Genomic DNA, 15,678 nt, shown 5'->3' on the forward strand with positions numbered 1-15,678 from the left:
ATATGTAATGCTCCATTACTGTACTCAGGGGGAACATCGGAGACGGTATAATCCCAGACACCGGTCCATCTCTTTTTGCTTAATGTACTATGTTCCACCTCTGGATTGGGAATCGTACCTGCATGGCTTTCCACTGGAGTGAGATACAGAAATACGGAAACAGAAGCCAGCCAAAAAATAAACAGTTTTAATTTCATTTTATTCGATTTTACTTTCCCTAAATGTACTGAATTTAATCCTGAGTTTTTAAAGGAAGTGAGCTAGAAAAAGAATGCACGTATCAAATTTTTGGCCATTTATATCCCATTATGCCCTACGAGCTCATCATTCTATTTGTGGCTATTTAACAACTACCGACGGGAAAGTATGAAAACCACACGCCGGTTGAGTTGCCGACCTGATTCAGAATCGTTGGACGCTACAGGGAATGCCCCTCCCTTCCCTTCCCAGGAAACGCGGGATTCTGAAAGCCCCAATTGGATCAGATACCGGGCCACCCCCATACACCTGTTTTCTGACAATGCCTGATTATACGCCCGGGTACCCACATTGTCTGTATGGCCATGGAGGGATATCTGGTAGTCCGGATGTTGGTTCAAATAGGAAAAGACCTGCTCAATCTCCTTTTTGGCTGCCCCTGATAACTGGTACTGATCAAATTCAAAGAGCACATTTTTAAAGGTGTGTTCCGCGTCAAGGGTGTCGTCCTCCAACTTTTCCTGTGATGTTTCTGCAAGCGGAGCCACGGGGTCTCTTATATCCTCTGGTCCTGTGAGGGAAACCAGGTCCAGGTAGTAATACGCCCCTTGCCGGGCTTGTCTTTTTCGTTTGGTTTTCAGAGTGCCCGCATTATCTTCAAAATTGCCAAGGGTCATATACTTTTCGCTACCCTTCGCCGTGAAGACGGTCCGCACTTCTACCCAGTCTTCCGTATCCCGGTGGAATTCTGTATCCGGGATCCGGATGAAGTGGTACTGGTTCGCGGGGGCACTGTAGCGGACCTTCCTGGACAAATTCTTTTTGGTTTTAAAATTCAGCGGATTATCTGAAAAAAGGACCCCGAACTCCCTTATGGCAAAATCCGATCGCTCTGCCAGGCTAATATAGAATGAAAGTTCGTACTGTTCTCCTTTTTTCAGTGTTTGGTATAATGTAGCCTGAAGGTATTCCCGGTAATCATCCGGGGCATAGAGGTATAATCCCGTGTAACCTGAGCCGAAATCTGCAGCCTGCTCCCCATTGAAATTTTTTGGGGTACCCATGTGAACGCTGCAATTGTGAAAATAATCGGTAGATCCAAGGGTAGGCGAGGTCCAGTCCACCACATCCTGATCCATATTCCCCAATTTTACCGGACATTGATGGTGTTCTTCAAAACTCGGATTCTTGACCAGGTTCTGGGAAAGGCCAGCCAGGTGGGTACCAAAAAGCAGTAAAATAGACCCAAATATATTTCTGTAAGCTACCACAATTAACACCTTAACAGTTTCTAAAATAGGAAATTATAGCGGCAAGGCCCAGATTAGGTCCAACACTTCGTCCATTGACTTTAGAGAGCGGTTAAACCGACCTGCCCAGTCATCAGGTCATCCCATAAGGAAAGTCTGTCCAGGATTAAAAGTCGAACTTGTACGTTGCACCTGCCAGCAGTTGCAAGCCCTGCACCCTGAAATTGGCCCAGCGCTGGTACTGGTTATTGGCCAGGTTGCTCGCCTTGGCGAATATGGACAGCTGGTCATTGAACCGATACCCGAGATGGGCATTGGCATCAAAAAAGGAATCCAATTCAACCAGGGTTGCCGGAAAATCCTCGGGGGGAACGTTTTGCACCACCTGGGAACTCAGGTCTTCCCTTTCCCCAACAAAGAAGAGGTTGGCCCCCAGGAACCATTGTTCCCCAATCTGGTAATCGAGGGTCAGGGCCCCTTTGATATTTGGCAGGTTCCAGGCAGGGTTATCCGTCTCCGTATCGTAATCGTAGATCTCTGCATTAAGGCCCAGGCTGAAGTTTCGGTTGACATCTATATTCAATTCCCCGAAGATCCCTAGGGTCTTGATATCATCATAGAAAAGCTCAAAGGAATTTCCGTAGTAATAGCCCTTTTCATCATTCCTAAAGGTGTTTTCAGGTGTTAATTTGAAAAGCGGCACCCTGTTTTCAGCGGCATAGGACCCTCTAAGATTATAGCTTACGTTGGGTGTCAGCTGCCCCTTGATACCGATATAGGCATTGTACTGCTGGTCTGTAGGCTGTATTACAAGAGCAGGTGCCAAAAAAGGATTTTCCTCAGTGAAGTTGTAAAAGGAGTTTTGCCGCAACTCACCGGACACCCCTCCATAGGCGATGGCGACATCATCAAGCAAACGGTAACTTGCATTCACCTCAGGGTAGATATAAAAATTACTATCACTCAATTCAGTATCAAGTCCGTAGAACAGGTTTGCGCCCAGGTTTAGAGTGAGGTTATCTCGGAGGATCACCAGACTCGGGGATACGCTTGCCTGGAAGAAACCATAGTCGATCCCTGCCTGGTTTTGAATTTCACTTAGCGGGGCATTTTCAAAACTACCTCCCAGGTAGTCGACTGCCCCTGAAAGGATCAATTTTTCTTCAGTTACGGGAAACTCAAGGGTTGAGGTAAACACCAGGCGGTTCTCTGCCGAAGACAGCTCGTCCCAGAACCGTCTCACCAGGATTTCGGCAGATCGAAATACAGATTCTTCCAGGTTGAGGTGGCCCGCTGCTTCCACATTAAAATATTGCTGCTGCTCATCAATTCCCTCGATAATAACCGGATCTGTAATGCTTTGGGGCAAGCCATACCAGTTGTACAACCGATGCCCGGCACCCAAACGGGCACCCCAGTCAAAATCCCGGTCGCGCTTGGTGTAGTGCCCATAAAGGTCAGTGTTGTAAAAATCGGTGTCCAACGGGGTCTCATCAATATCGCCACGGGAGGAGAAATGATTAAGTCCAATATCCAGGCGTTCGTTTCCTCGGTCGATCTCCCTGCTGGTATAAAAATCCACAAGGGCATTGTTGAAATTTCCCAGCGCAACAGAGGCATATGAATTGAACAGCTTCTCCGGTTTTGCCCTTTGTACCCCGGCCGCCCTGCCCTTTGCGGGGGTAAAAGTGGAGGCCACAGGGACTGAAAAAATGCTGTAGTTGATTTGTTTCTTCTTTAGCACCATGGAATCGTCAAGGCGAGGTAATGCCTTGATTTTAAATACCTCGGAAACCGTTGGCGAGTAGGGCTTGACCACAGTAACGGTTTCGGTGCCAATTTCGGTTTCCTGTCCCCGGCTGAATAGGATTCCCGCCAGGCTAAAAAATAACAGGGATATCTTTTTAATGTTCATGCTGTTCTCGCTTTTAATTCCCCTCAGGATCGATTGATGAATTCCGTTCTGCCTCGAGTAGTTTTATGCGCCTGAGTTCATTGGAGGCCTCCTCTACGATCTCCGGATACTCCCCAAAATTCTTGGTGATACTCTCGAGGATATAGGTGGCCTGGTAGGCATCTTCCAGTGCGTAAAAGTTCCTTGCCATGATAATAAGGCCTTTTCCGCCCCATTCCTTGTAGGCGGCATAGGACTTGGCCAATTTCTGCACGGATGCATTTGACCCTTCATAATCCTGTGCTTTCTCTTTGAAATAGGCGTCGTAATACAGGGCTTCAGCGGCCAGTTCCCCGGTAGCAATGGGCAACACTTCGCGATATGCGCTTTCGGCCAGGGATTCGTTGTTGGTTCTAATGGCTGACCTTGCAATCATTATCTTGGCATCGCTGCGTATACGATTGTCAATATTGTCTGCCACCAAGACCTTCTCTGCATATTCCAGGGTGTTGTCATAGGCCCCTTGCTCATAGTAGATCTTCATCAGGTTCGATTGTGCAAAGGTTCTGTTCTGAGTGATCTGCGCTGAATTCTCAAGGCGGATCAAATAGGGAACAGCAGGGTTGTTCTGACCGGTTTTCAGGAGTAATTCAACCACACGTGTAAGTGCCTGTTCGGTAAATTGGCTGGGGCCTGCGTCGGCCACGTTCTGGTAGCCGGGCAAAGCGCTTTCCCACCGTTCCTGGGCGTAATACAATTGGGCCAGCCTGAAATTCGCCTCCAGGGTGTGCAGGCCGTTGGGAAAGTCATTCAGATAGTTGGCATAGCCGCGGATGGCCGCATCCGTTTTGCCTTCGATCCTTTGCTTTTCAGCCGATTCAAATGTTGTGTTGTCCAGCTCGGCATCAGTTACTTCAACAAAATCTATCCCCTTTACCCAGCGAGCATATTCATCAACCCTACCCATATCCACATAAATGAGCTTGGCAGTAGCTACGGCCTGCCTCGCCTCCTGGCTTCTGGAATGCTCAGCTACAACCTTCCGGAATTTTTCCAGTGCGGCTTCGTTCTGATTACCGTTGTAATACACCAGCCCCTGCCGCAATAACGCACGTGATACAAAAGGACTGTTTTCATATTCAGCAATAAGACGATCATATGCTTTGAGGCCGGCATCCTGTTGGTTTTCCTTCACATAGGTACTCCCCAGCTCAAAAAGGGCGTCGTCCCGGAGTGAGGAATTGCTGTAACGATCAACAAACCGGTTCAGTTCCCTTAATTTACTACTGGTTTCCCCAATAAAGCCATAGCTCATGGCTTTCTGGTAAGCGGCGTAATCCCTTTCCTTGCTCCCGCTTTGGATCACCTGGTCATAGGCAGCCACAGCAGGCCCGTACTGTCTTGTCACAAAATAAGCGTCTCCCATCCTCAGGAGTGCATCATTTCTAAGATTCCCGGCATTCTGTTGTCCTGTAAACTTCTTGAAAAATGCAACGGCCTGATCGTACTGCTCCAGCTTGAAATGGGTATATCCCAGGTGATAGTTCACCGTATTGTATTCTTCAGTAGCAGTTGCCATCGGATTCCCCAGAAATTGCTGGTACCCTTGTTTCGCCTCATCGAAACGATTGAGCAGGTAGGCAGACTCGGCCTTCCAGTACAGGGCCTTCGCCAGGAATTTTTGATCTGTGCCACTTTCTGCAGACTTTTCAAAATGGGCCAGCGCCTCTGAATATGCATTTTCCAGGAACAGTTCCACCCCGCGATAAAAAGCCACTTTCTGGTAAGTGTCCTTACTGGCATAGCTGCGATTGGCTTCCAATAATTCCAGGGCACCCTTGAAGTTGCCAGAGGTGATGTAAGAATCCACCAGCAATTCCTGTATTTCCGGGGCGTATGCATCGCCGGGATGAGCAGACAGGTAGTTGCGAAGCACCTGTGGCACAGATTCGTAAGGATTGCCTATCTCATAACTGAGCCGGGCATAATTGAGCGAGGCATCTTTAGCGATTTCCGGACTGAATTCCATTTGGGAAGCATTTCGAAAGGCGTTAAGGGCTTCAGATTTCTTATCGAGTTTCAGATAGCATTCCGCCAGGTGGTAGTAGGCATTTTGTGAAACGCTGTTGGTCCCCCCGATAATTTTATTGAACTGCTGGATGGCATTGGCGTAATCTTCCTGTTTGTAGTAGCAATACCCGAGCAGGTAATAATCAGTATTGTTCCACTTGCCGCGTTTGCCCTTGTAGGCTTCCAGATAGGGTATGGCGGTGTTGTACTCCCCCAGGTTGAAATAACTTTCCCCTATGATCTTATTCAACTCCGATAACTCTATCCTGTTAGCCTTTTCCAACTGTGCTTCTGCAAGGTCGATGGCCTCCTGGAAATTACCCAGCTTAAAATTCATGTCTGCCTGGTAGTACGATAATTTATCGTTGAGCAGTTCAGGGTCCGTTATCTGATCGAAACGCTCGTTAGCCTTTTCATAATCATCTTCCTGGTAGGCAATATACCCCAGGTAATACTTAGCTTGAGAACCGTATTTCGGGGAATTGATGACGCGATTGAAATAGCGCTCGGCATCCCTGGGCTTCTTTGATGCGTACAGGGAATAACCCAGGTTAAAATTAAACCGCTCCCGGTCCTTGGGTGCGACTGCCCCCTGCTCAACTTTTCTGTACCATTTGAGGGCATAGGGGTATTTCCCATTTTCAAAGTAATAGTCGGCCACATCCATAAAGGCAGAATTGCGTTTGGTGGAAGTGGGATATTGTTCCACAAAATCTTCCATCAACCGGTCGGCCCCAAGTTGGTTTAACCGCACGGCTGCATTGGCAACATAGTAGGCACTGTTTGCCTGTGTCTCCAGGTCCTGGCTTGCGGCGTTCACCTCCTGGAAGATCGATTGCGCTGCCTGGTACTGCTTATTGTTGTACAGGGCCAGGGCTTCCTGGTAGCGCTTTTGTTCGTGTGTGTATATCCTGGATTCCTGGGCTGCAGTGGGAAGTACCCACGCCCACAGGCATAGAAATGCCCCGGTTTTAATCATTTTCATGCTGTCCAAACACTTTAGTTTTCCCGTCTTTCCCCTTATAACGGCAAATATGGGTTTACAGTATACCAGGCAATGAATTAAAAGAATTTTGCAGGGGCAAAGAAGGTATTCTGTTCGAACTTATTACTTTTATATCAACATTTATAAAGATGGCAGAAAGCATACTTAGTCTGAAGGATGTTGGTGTGTACCAGCAGGAGAATATGATCCTTAAGGGTATCGACCTGGAAGTGAAGAAAGGGGCGTTTGTCTACCTGATCGGCAAAACAGGCAGTGGCAAAAGTAGCTTTATGAAGACGTTGTATGCCGATTTACCCCTCAAAGAAGGTGAAGGCCAGATCGTAGGGTTTAACCTGAAATCCCTGCCAGAAAAAGACATTCCTTACCTAAGACGGAAACTGGGAATTGTATTCCAGGATTTCAAGTTGCTCCCCGACCGGAACGTAAACAACAACCTGCGTTTTGTTTTGAAAGCCACAGGCTGGAAAGACCCCGCCAAAATGGATGCCCAGATCGAAAAGGTACTGGATAAGGTGGGCATGAAGACCAAAGGTTTCAAATTTCCCCACGAACTATCCGGAGGGGAACAACAACGCATCGCCATTGCGAGGGCCCTCCTGAACGATCCAGAACTTATCCTGGCAGATGAGCCCACCGGAAACCTTGACCCGCAAACCAGTGTAGAAGTTATGAAGGTGTTGCAGGAAATCAACCAGGCGGGCAGGACCATATTAATGGCCACACATGACTACGCCCTTATCCTTAAGTACCCGGCCAAAACGTTGAAATGCGATGGGTCCAAGGTTTTTGAAGTGGTTCAAAAAGCCGTTTAATCTAATACCAGTCTAGTGTTATTTAAAAAGCAGGAGCATCAGGGGGCAAAGAAAGCCAACCTGATCATTGGCGTCCTCCTGTTTTTTATTTCTATCCTGCTTTTGGTCATTACTGGTCCCCTTGGTTTTATCTACGGGCTGTTCCACGCCTTATTTACCAGGGGATTTTCCGGATTAAGCGGATATACCTTGAAAATCGCCATTTCTATAGACCAGCTGGGAAATGTAATCATGCAGCACCTGCTCAACCTGCTTTGGATCAGGGATGGGGGGTATAAATTCGGGAACAGGGACGAAACCATTTCCAGTGCCCTGGGGCGAAACAAGCTTATGGGTACGCTGACCCCTTTCGGTAAAGGAATTGATTACATCCTGGACCTCATCGATCCCAACCACAGTTTAAATTCCATAGATTATTATGTTGAGCCCAGTGAAAACCTGATCGATAAGATGGCCTGGATCCTGATTAAGGACAAAAAAATACTCTGTGTCCGGAGTAAAGGCAAGAAATTGTTCTATTTACCTGGGGGCAAACGCGAAGCCGGAGAATCGAATAAGGAGGCCCTCACAAGGGAGATCCGGGAAGAACTGCAGGTGGACCTGATCAGAGACACCATAGAACCACTGGGGATCTTTATCGCCCAGGCTGACGGGCAAGCCGCAGGGGTGCAGGTACGCTTACGCTGCTACACGGCGGGGTATGAAGGCACCCTTCAGGCAGGGAACGAGATCGAAGAGATGGCGTGGCTGAGCTACGGGGAACGCTCCAGGGTATCCCTGGCGGGCCGGGTGGTCCTAGAACACCTGAAGCGGCAGGGGGATTTATGAGCCCTATTCGTTTGCCCCAAAAGATTTTGTTACATTTACCGGCACTGAACAGAAACACAACACCAAACTATACTGCAGATTAATGAACGTACTGGGAATTGATATTGGGGGCTCCGGAATGAAGGGAGCAATTGTAAACTCCAAAACCGGTGAAATGCTCACCGAAAGGTTCCGTATCCCGACCCCTCCTTCAAGGAAGCCTGAAGAAATGGCCGAGGTGGTCAAGCAAATCGTGGATCACTTCAACCACAAGGGACCGGTAGGGGTAGGTTTTCCAACAGTAATCAAGCATGGGGTATGTAAGTCGCCCGGAAATCTGCACAAGAGTTGGATGGATGTAAATGTCAAGGAGCTCTTCAGCAAGGCCACGGGCTTGCCCGTAGCGGTAATCAATGATGCCGGGGCAGCCGGATATGCCACGATGAACTACGGTGTTGGCAAGGGAAAGGAAGGCCTGGTGATTATGATTACCATTGGCACCGGTTTAGGCAGCGGTGCGTTTTTCAACGGAGAGTTGATCCCTAATTTTGAACTGGGCCAGATCCCGTATAAGAAATACAAGAAAATAGAAACCTGGGCGGCTGCCTCTGCGAAGGAAAGGGAAGGCTTGTCCTTGAAGAAATGGGCAAAACGCTTTAATGTTTTCCTGGGCCTTGTAGAACTTCTCGTTTGCCCGGACCTCATTATCCTGGGGGGAGGTACCTCCAAGCACTTTAAAGATTTCGAAAAGTACATCACAATAAATACCCCGGTTATCCCTGCGGAACTGCAAAACCACGCAGGTATTATCGGAGCTGCAGCAGCGGCACTCCATGAAATACCTATGGATTGAGTCTCGGTCTAGGAAGACTTACTGCGCTTCCGATCTACTTCCCTGAGCATAATTTTCCGTAACCTCAGACTATTGGGGGTTACCTCAACGTATTCGTCCTTTTGAATGTACTCCAGGGCCTCTTCAAGGGAAAACTTTATGGCCGGAACAATACGCGCCTTTTCATCAGAACCTGCCGCCCGGACGTTGGACAGTTTTTTCGTCTTGGTTACGTTGACCACCATATCCTCCTGCCTGGAATTCTCACCGATTACCTGGCCCTCATAGATGTCTTCCCCGGGGTCGATAAAAAAACGTCCCCTTTCCTGGAGTTTGTCGATGGAATATGGGATGGCCTTCCCGTTTTCCATAGAAACCAGGGAACCATTGATCCTTTGAGGGATATCTCCTTTCATAGGTTGGTACTCCCGGAACCGGTGGGCCATGATGGCCTCCCCTGCTGTGGCAGTGAGCAGCTGGTTCCTAAGACCGATAATCCCTCTGGATGGGATCATAAATTCACACACCATACGGTCACCTTTGGTTTCCATGCTGATCAGTTCCCCTTTTCTAACCGATACCATCTCCACGGCCTTTCCGGATACCGTTTCTGGCAGGTCGATGGTCAGTTGTTCTACGGGTTCACATTTAATCCCATCGATTTCCTTTATGATCACCTGGGGTTGCCCGATCTGCAATTCATACCCCTCACGGCGCATGGTCTCAATCAAAACGGATAGGTGCAATACCCCCCGTCCGTAGACCATGAATTTATCAGCGCTATCCGTTTCTTCTACCCGCAAGGCCAGGTTCTTTTCCAGCTCTTTTTCCAGGCGTTCCTTAAGGTGCCGGGAGGTTACATATTTCCCATCCTTGCCGAAAAACGGACTGTCATTGATGGTAAACAACATGCTCATGGTAGGTTCATCGATAGCAATGGTCTGGAGGGCTTCAGGGGCTTCTGCATCTGCCAGGGTGTCCCCAATCTCAAAACCTTCCAAGCCGGTAATGGCACAAATGTCGCCCGCTTCTATTTCACTGACTTTCTTGCGCCCCAAACCTTCAAAGGTAAAGAGTTCCTTGACCTTGGATTTAACCACAGTACCGTCCCTTTTTACGAGAGACACGTTCTGGCCTTCCATAAGTGTACCGCGTTGTAAACGGCCAATCGCTATTCTTCCCGTGAAGGAAGAATAATCGAGGGAGGTGATCAACATTTGGGTAGTTCCCGGCAGGGCGTGGAAACTGGGGACATGTTCCAGTACCATTTCGAGCAAGGGCTCTATGGAAGTTGTCTCCTGTTGCCAATCTTCGCTCATCCAGTTATTTTTGGCTGAACCATATACCACCGGAAAATCTAGTTGCCATTCTTCCGCACCGAGTTCAAACATCAGGTCAAACACCTTTTCGTGTACTTCATCCGGTGTACAGTTTTCCTTGTCCACCTTATTGATCACCACACAAGGTTTCAGCCCCATTTCCAGAGCTTTTTGCAGCACAAATCGGGTTTGAGGCATAGGGCCTTCAAAGGCGTCAACCAGCAGCAATACCCCATCGGCCATGTTCAGGACACGTTCCACCTCACCACCAAAATCGGCGTGACCAGGCGTATCGATAATATTGATCTTGGTGCCCTTATAATTGACCGATACATTCTTAGAGACAATGGTAATCCCCCGTTCCCGTTCCAGGTCGTTGTTGTCCAGGATCAGTTCTCCGGTTTTCTCGTTATCCCGGAAGAGTTTGCAGAAATGCAGGATCTTGTCGACCAAGGTGGTCTTGCCGTGGTCTACGTGAGCGATGATAGCAATGTTCTTCGTGTGCGACATACGTGGCTTTTAAGGCCGCAAAGATACTCCTTATTTTGTTGCTGGTAATTGGGTTACGAAAAAACTTGACCCCTGAATCCCAGGGTATTCGACGAGGGCTAAGTGCTAGTCCTTATCAAAACTGGGCTTTCGGGACTTTCGCTTTGTCGCAACCCATCCAAAATTGATTCCGATCAGTGGACCATATCCAGAAGGCACCCCATCCCCTCTGTAATATCCACCTCCTACTTCAATATTGAAGTTAAAACCGCGATCATTGGTACGTTGTATCCCATAGACCATCCCATAAAATCCAAGATTGTAATCATCCGGAACAATATTGGTCGTTAGTCGAAGTTGGGAAAAGAAAATGGCCTGTGCTGCAGCTATATAGTTCCCAGAGTTTCCGGAAACATTTTTTCTCAGGTTTTCACGTCGCCTCAGGTTATGGTAATAGCGATACCTGTTATTCAGGGCCAGCCCAATGGCATAGCCCTCTTTGTAAGTGGCCATAGCGAGACCGAACGATGAAGAAACCGTCTGATTCCGAAAAAGGCCTAGTTCATAACTCAGGCCAGGGCTTAGGAGGTCGAACCTAAACTGATGCCTTTCCAAATAAATAGGTCCGCTACCCTTTTCGGAAATGCGAAGCGATTGTGCATCGGTAACGAATACGGACAAGCACAAGAGTATAAGGATTCCGTTTTTTAGCATAGCCTTTGAATCACCATGATTAAATCTAAAAAGGATAATGCGGTTTAGTACTATCTTTGTGCAAAATTTAAGAGATGAAACTGAGTGCTATCCCGCAGATAAAGTATGCCGAGGGTTCTAACTTTTTCCTCCTTTCCGGCCCCTGTGCCATTGAAGGGGAAGAGATGGCGCTGCGCATTGCTGAACGCATCGTGAACATTACCGATAAGCTTAAGATCCCTTACGTCTTTAAAGGGAGTTTCAAGAAAGCCAACCGCAGCCGGGTGGATTCCTTTACCGGTATCGGGGATGAAAAAGCGCTGAAAATACTTAAAAAAGTATCCGAAACCTTCGAGGTTCCCACGATTACCGATATCCACGAGGTAAGCGATGCAAACATGGCAGCAGCCTATGTGGATGTGCTGCAGATCCCTGCATTTTTAGTAAGGCAAACCGATCTGGTGGTCGCCGCTGCAAAAACCGGGAAAACCGTGAACCTCAAAAAAGGACAGTTCATGAGCCCGGAAAGTATGGAGCACGCCGTCAGAAAGGTAACCGATTCCGGAAACGAACAGGTCATGATTACAGACAGGGGCACCATGTTTGGCTACCAGGACATGGTGGTTGATTTTCGTGGGATCCCTACAATGAAGCAGTATGCCCCGGTGGTTCTGGATGTCACCCATTCCCTGCAACAGCCTAACCAGGCCTCGGGAGTTACCGGTGGCCGGCCCGCACTGATTTCCACCATGGCCCGGGCAGGTATTGCCACGGGAGTCGACGGCTTGTTTATGGAAACCCATTTTGACCCTGCCACCGCCAAGAGCGATGGGGCAAATATGCTTCACCTCGACCTGCTGGAGCCTTTATTGAGCGATCTGGTAAGTCTCAGGGCAACGGTTAATGAACTGGACCGTTCGTAATCCCCTCGGGTCTACTTCCAAAAGCCTTTCCCTTTTACCGAATAGGCATCCTGCAGCACTGCAACAAGGATATCTTCATTAATGTCCCCGGGAGCATGATAGCGGAGCGACTTCATTATCTTCCTGCCTGCTGTGGTCATGTGTTCGAGATGAACACTTAGATGCGCAGCAGACCAGAAACCGATATCCACATAATCCTTCGACCGATTGAGATAGCAAAAGGGCTTTCCCTCCAGATAATAAAATGGAATGCGATATTTATATTTCAGTTTAAGTTGGGGGTAGGTGGATTCAATGACCAGTTGCAGCTGCAGCAGCATGCTTTTGAATGGTTCAGGTTGTTTCAGGATATATTCTTCCGCGGGATTCATGGTACAGCGACCTTCACTATCAGGCGGGTTGGAAGGAAAATGCGTGAAACTCCTTATGGAAATCTGCGGCAATGCGGTTAGCTAACGGTAAAGGAGTGCTCTTACCAATCCTCAATTCCCGGGAGCCGAGGTCCACATCGAAGTGAAAAGCTGAAAAATCTCCACGGCATTCATATTCCAAGCGGTCCATAAGGAACCGTGTTATGCGCGGACGCAGGCGGTATTCCAGTTCTATGCAGAACTTGCGCAGGGAATCGTCGATTTCTTTGTCGGAAATCCAATTAAATTTCATTGCGAAAATGGTTGCAAGAGCTTTTCAATATAGTGATTTTTTTGTCGAATTTTTAATGGTCAAAAAGCTATCCGACAAATAGTATAATTTTCGGGATTTTCAGAGAAGTAAAGTATTAACAGCATGACACAAAAGTCATGTATACTGAATTATTCCTTCCCATCTACATAGTCCTGCAGATAGGCATACCGCGGGGTAAGTTTTCCGTTTTTGGTCATACGCGCCCTCTCGAGAATGCCATCCGCGTCGCCATTGTAAAAGGCAGGGATAACTTGTTGTACAAAGGCTTCGCCAAACCCTTCACTGGCATCCCTTGGCAATTCGGCAGGAAGGTTGTCCACAGCCATTACCGCAACCGCCCCGGGATCGGAAAAGTTAGTTTCCTTTCCGGTTTTACGGTCGTAGCCATATACAGGATCCGATATGGTAGATGCTCGTATCGTGGTAGCCACAGGCCCGTCTATATCACAACTGATATCAGCTACGACTTTTATTTGGAATTCCGAATGCTGTATATCTTCCCTAGTGATCAGGTAGGGTGCCCCGTCCCCGTAAAAATGGCCGGCAATATAAAGGTCCGTTACACGGGTATAGCGAAAGAAATTGGCTTCATAGGCTTCGGGGTGTATGAAAAAGTCTTCCATGGGGAGTAGCTGGCCGTCCCTGCGTTTGTTGTAGTCCAGCACATCGATCTGACAAAATACCGGCACGTCAAACTCCTTTTCCAGGTAATCGGTTACGCTGACTTCCTTTAGGCCCATACCCACTAGCATTTCCCGGGCACCATTACCAACACGGCCTTTTCCCGTGAGCAGGATTTTTATTGGCGGCATTTGCAGCTTTTTGAGTTCGGAGATCAAGGCCTGTTGATCTTTTAGTGCAGTTGCACCGGGAAGGTTGTAGCTGCCGGATTTAAGGCCATAGGCCCTGATCCCATTGTAAGCGCCAACAATCCCAGCGTATCGTCCAAAGGCTACTAAACGGATACCTTTTGGATCGGTCAAGACCTCATGGTCATAGAGCTCGATATTCTTTTTAAGAATGGCCTGGAGCAATTCCCGGTTATAGGGTTGTTTTTTGATGGTATGTGAGAAGAAAAAGTATTTTTTATTGGCGATCAGGGCTTCGATCGGTACTTCTTTGACACCCAGTAAGACCTCACAATCCGAAAGATCAGCAGCTACATGAATTCCCTTTTCTTGGTATTCTTCATCTGAAAAGGCCCGAATTGGTGAAGTTTCTACGGTAATTCGTGCCTGGGGAAAGTGAGACAAGACGTTTTGACAGGCTTTGGGAGGCAACACCACCCGCTGGTCTGGCGGGGATTTGCGTTCTCTGATGATTCCGAAATGCATAAATGGGCTTTGGTATAAAATTTGCTCCAAATTACGTGGAATTGCAGGGACAGGCAAATTCCTCCGGCACTAAACTTACGGAGGACAGATTTTTGCTAACTTCGCAATCCTTTCTACGGATCAACGTTCTTTAACAATATGGGGCCGACTGGTTTTGACAGCGAGACCAATGGCGATGTAAGCATGCCGAGCGCTGGGATACAGCTCGTTAATCTCATGTTTCACACTTTTAAATGGCGAATCTAATTACGCTTTAGCTGCCTAATTGACTGAATTATAGTAAGTCCTGGCCTAGTCCCGCAAGGCGGGAAAGCTGAATGTCCCTGGATAGCCCTTGTTGACGGCGATCTTTATCGGGGCACCATAAAAGTCAACACCGCCTGCTTTGAGCTTCGGTAAGCAGGTTAACCTAAAGAAGCTAAGTGTGTAATGGGCGGTTTTTGGTCAGTTACACATCGAAAAACAAACAAAAACTAAGCATGTAGAAAGCATGGTAATTGCTTGTTTGGACGAGGGTTCGAATCCCTCCGGCTCCACGATCAAATACGAAACCCGCCGGATTTCCGGTGGGTTTTTTGTTTCCGAAATGCGAACCGAGCTTGCTCGAGTGAGCTAAGAGGGAACAAAAATATCGTCTTGGCGCTGCCAAGACGGGGTTTGTATTTGCAGTACGGGATCTCAAGGGATCACCGCAGGTAATCCCTCTGTTTATTTCTCCATATAATGAAAAGAACGCACACCAGCTCTAAATCAATCTTCCTATAAGTACAAAACGTCAAAGGCAGGTTTGCAGTACGGGATCTCATGGGATCACCGCGGGTAAACCCTTAGCTGCTATGCATTGACTTTTACAGCTCCTTGAAGACAAGCAAGGGAAAGCGGGTTTTAATCTTCAAGGACGATATTACAGGCTATAATTACCATTCCTGTGTATAATTTTTGCAAGAAATTGCCTAATTTCCCCTATCCATCTATGGTTGAAGGAGTTTATTTAGATAAGACGCTGTAAGCGAACTCCTGATCAGGATCGGAAAGAAGACCATCCCCATGGAAAAGATGCAGACCAAAAAAAATACTTCCCTGGAAACCTATTTTGAAAGGTTCCGTAAGAACATCATCGGTATAGACCAGACGTTCACTTCTGCCTACGGGAAAAAAAAGATCCTTTATGCAGACTGGATCGCCAGTGGGCGGCTCTACCGGCCCATTGAAGAAAAACTGTTAGCGGACTTCGGCCCATTCGTGGCCAATACACATACGGAGACTACTGTAACCGGCACAACCATGACGCGGGCCTATGCAGAGGCAAGACACATTATCAAAGAGCACGTGAATGCCAATGACGAGGATGTGCTGATCACAACAGG

Annotated in this window: 13 protein-coding genes, 1 other RNA gene and 1 pseudogene; 6 read left to right on the forward strand and 9 right to left on the reverse strand. The window is 47.8% G+C overall.

Going from position 1 to position 15,678, the window contains the following annotated elements; genetic code table 11:
* From AC4E7D_RS03890 to AC4E7D_RS03905, 4 genes are all read right to left on the reverse strand, one after another.
* The coding region (locus tag AC4E7D_RS03890) for a hypothetical protein (RefSeq protein WP_490172498.1) at positions 1 to 197 on the reverse strand (197 nt) is incomplete at its 3' end.
* 153 nt (positions 198 to 350) lie between these two features.
* Positions 351 to 1,478, reverse strand: a complete 1,128-nt coding sequence (locus AC4E7D_RS03895; RefSeq protein WP_490172499.1) for an OmpA family protein — start codon at positions 1,476 to 1,478, stop codon at positions 351 to 353.
* Between the two features lie 136 nt (positions 1,479 to 1,614).
* Positions 1,615 to 3,363, reverse strand: a complete 1,749-nt coding sequence (locus AC4E7D_RS03900; protein ID WP_490172500.1) for a porin family protein — start codon at positions 3,361 to 3,363, stop codon at positions 1,615 to 1,617.
* A gap of 13 nt (positions 3,364 to 3,376) precedes the next feature.
* Positions 3,377 to 6,397: a tetratricopeptide repeat protein gene (locus tag AC4E7D_RS03905; protein WP_490172501.1), complete on the reverse strand. Its 3,021-nt coding sequence runs from the start codon at positions 6,395 to 6,397 to the stop codon at positions 3,377 to 3,379.
* Positions 6,398 to 6,546: 149 nt separating this feature from the next.
* On the opposite strand from AC4E7D_RS03905, the gene AC4E7D_RS03910 reads away from it, so the two are divergent.
* The 3 genes from AC4E7D_RS03910 (at position 6,547) to ppgK (ending at position 8,890) form a co-directional block, all read left to right on the forward strand.
* Positions 6,547 to 7,230 (forward strand): cell division ATP-binding protein FtsE, encoded by a 684-nt coding sequence (locus tag AC4E7D_RS03910; protein WP_490172502.1) that lies wholly within the window; start codon positions 6,547 to 6,549, stop codon positions 7,228 to 7,230.
* Positions 7,231 to 7,245: 15 nt separating this feature from the next.
* Positions 7,246 to 8,058, forward strand: coding sequence for an NUDIX hydrolase (locus AC4E7D_RS03915; protein WP_490172503.1), 813 nt, complete (start codon positions 7,246 to 7,248; stop codon positions 8,056 to 8,058).
* A gap of 82 nt (positions 8,059 to 8,140) precedes the next feature.
* The gene (gene ppgK, locus AC4E7D_RS03920) at positions 8,141 to 8,890 is read left to right on the forward strand and encodes a polyphosphate--glucose phosphotransferase (protein WP_490172504.1); all 750 of its coding nucleotides are present in this window, start codon (positions 8,141 to 8,143) and stop codon (positions 8,888 to 8,890) included.
* Between the two features lie 8 nt (positions 8,891 to 8,898).
* Here the strand turns inward: ppgK and typA are convergent, their stop codons facing one another.
* The gene (typA, locus tag AC4E7D_RS03925) at positions 8,899 to 10,698 is read right to left on the reverse strand and encodes a translational GTPase TypA (protein ID WP_490172505.1); all 1,800 of its coding nucleotides are present in this window, start codon (positions 10,696 to 10,698) and stop codon (positions 8,899 to 8,901) included.
* Positions 10,699 to 10,803: 105 nt separating this feature from the next.
* The gene (locus AC4E7D_RS03930) at positions 10,804 to 11,358 is read right to left on the reverse strand and encodes a hypothetical protein (RefSeq protein ID WP_490172506.1); all 555 of its coding nucleotides are present in this window, start codon (positions 11,356 to 11,358) and stop codon (positions 10,804 to 10,806) included.
* 107 nt (positions 11,359 to 11,465) lie between these two features.
* Between AC4E7D_RS03930 and kdsA the strand changes: the two genes are divergently transcribed.
* Positions 11,466 to 12,293 carry a 3-deoxy-8-phosphooctulonate synthase gene (gene kdsA, locus AC4E7D_RS03935; RefSeq protein WP_490172507.1) on the forward strand — a complete coding sequence of 276 codons (828 nt, stop codon included), beginning with the start codon at positions 11,466 to 11,468 and terminating at the stop codon, positions 12,291 to 12,293.
* 11 nt (positions 12,294 to 12,304) lie between these two features.
* Here kdsA and AC4E7D_RS03940 read toward each other — a convergent pair whose 3' ends face one another.
* The 3 genes from AC4E7D_RS03940 to AC4E7D_RS03950 all read right to left on the reverse strand — a co-directional run bounded on the left by AC4E7D_RS03940 (position 12,305) and on the right by AC4E7D_RS03950 (position 14,311).
* Positions 12,305 to 12,664, reverse strand: coding sequence for a DUF1801 domain-containing protein (locus AC4E7D_RS03940; RefSeq protein ID WP_490172508.1), 360 nt, complete (start codon positions 12,662 to 12,664; stop codon positions 12,305 to 12,307).
* Between the two features lie 19 nt (positions 12,665 to 12,683).
* Positions 12,684 to 12,956 (reverse strand): hypothetical protein, encoded by a 273-nt coding sequence (locus tag AC4E7D_RS03945; protein WP_490172509.1) that lies wholly within the window; start codon positions 12,954 to 12,956, stop codon positions 12,684 to 12,686.
* A 149-nt stretch (positions 12,957 to 13,105) separates the two neighbouring features.
* Positions 13,106 to 14,311 (reverse strand): NAD(P)-dependent oxidoreductase, encoded by a 1,206-nt coding sequence (locus AC4E7D_RS03950; protein WP_490172510.1) that lies wholly within the window; start codon positions 14,309 to 14,311, stop codon positions 13,106 to 13,108.
* A gap of 140 nt (positions 14,312 to 14,451) precedes the next feature.
* On the opposite strand from AC4E7D_RS03950, the gene ssrA reads away from it, so the two are divergent.
* Both ssrA and AC4E7D_RS03960 read left to right on the forward strand, forming a co-directional pair.
* Positions 14,452 to 14,850: a transfer-messenger RNA gene (gene ssrA / locus AC4E7D_RS03955) on the forward strand.
* A gap of 517 nt (positions 14,851 to 15,367) precedes the next feature.
* Positions 15,368 to 15,678: pseudogene (locus AC4E7D_RS03960) on the forward strand (aminotransferase class V-fold PLP-dependent enzyme); the annotation flags it as partial.

Source organism: Lentiprolixibacter sp., from assembly GCF_982873095.1.

Excerpts from the sequence above, each read along its gene's own strand:
- AC4E7D_RS03900 (WP_490172500.1), bottom strand. The coding sequence starts at position 3,363 with ATGAACATTAAAAAGATATCCCTGTTATTTTTTAGCCTGGCGGGAATC.
- AC4E7D_RS03905 (WP_490172501.1), bottom strand. The coding sequence starts at position 6,397 with ATGAAAATGATTAAAACCGGGGCATTTCTATGCCTGTGGGCGTGGGTA.
- AC4E7D_RS03910 (WP_490172502.1), top strand. The coding sequence starts at position 6,547 with ATGGCAGAAAGCATACTTAGTCTGAAGGATGTTGGTGTGTACCAGCAG.
- ppgK (WP_490172504.1), top strand. The coding sequence starts at position 8,141 with ATGAACGTACTGGGAATTGATATTGGGGGCTCCGGAATGAAGGGAGCA.
- typA (WP_490172505.1), bottom strand. The coding sequence starts at position 10,698 with ATGTCGCACACGAAGAACATTGCTATCATCGCTCACGTAGACCACGGC.
- kdsA (WP_490172507.1), top strand. The coding sequence starts at position 11,466 with ATGAAACTGAGTGCTATCCCGCAGATAAAGTATGCCGAGGGTTCTAAC.
- AC4E7D_RS03940 (WP_490172508.1), bottom strand. The coding sequence starts at position 12,664 with ATGAATCCCGCGGAAGAATATATCCTGAAACAACCTGAACCATTCAAA.
- AC4E7D_RS03945 (WP_490172509.1), bottom strand. The coding sequence starts at position 12,956 with ATGAAATTTAATTGGATTTCCGACAAAGAAATCGACGATTCCCTGCGC.
- AC4E7D_RS03950 (WP_490172510.1), bottom strand. The coding sequence starts at position 14,311 with ATGCATTTCGGAATCATCAGAGAACGCAAATCCCCGCCAGACCAGCGG.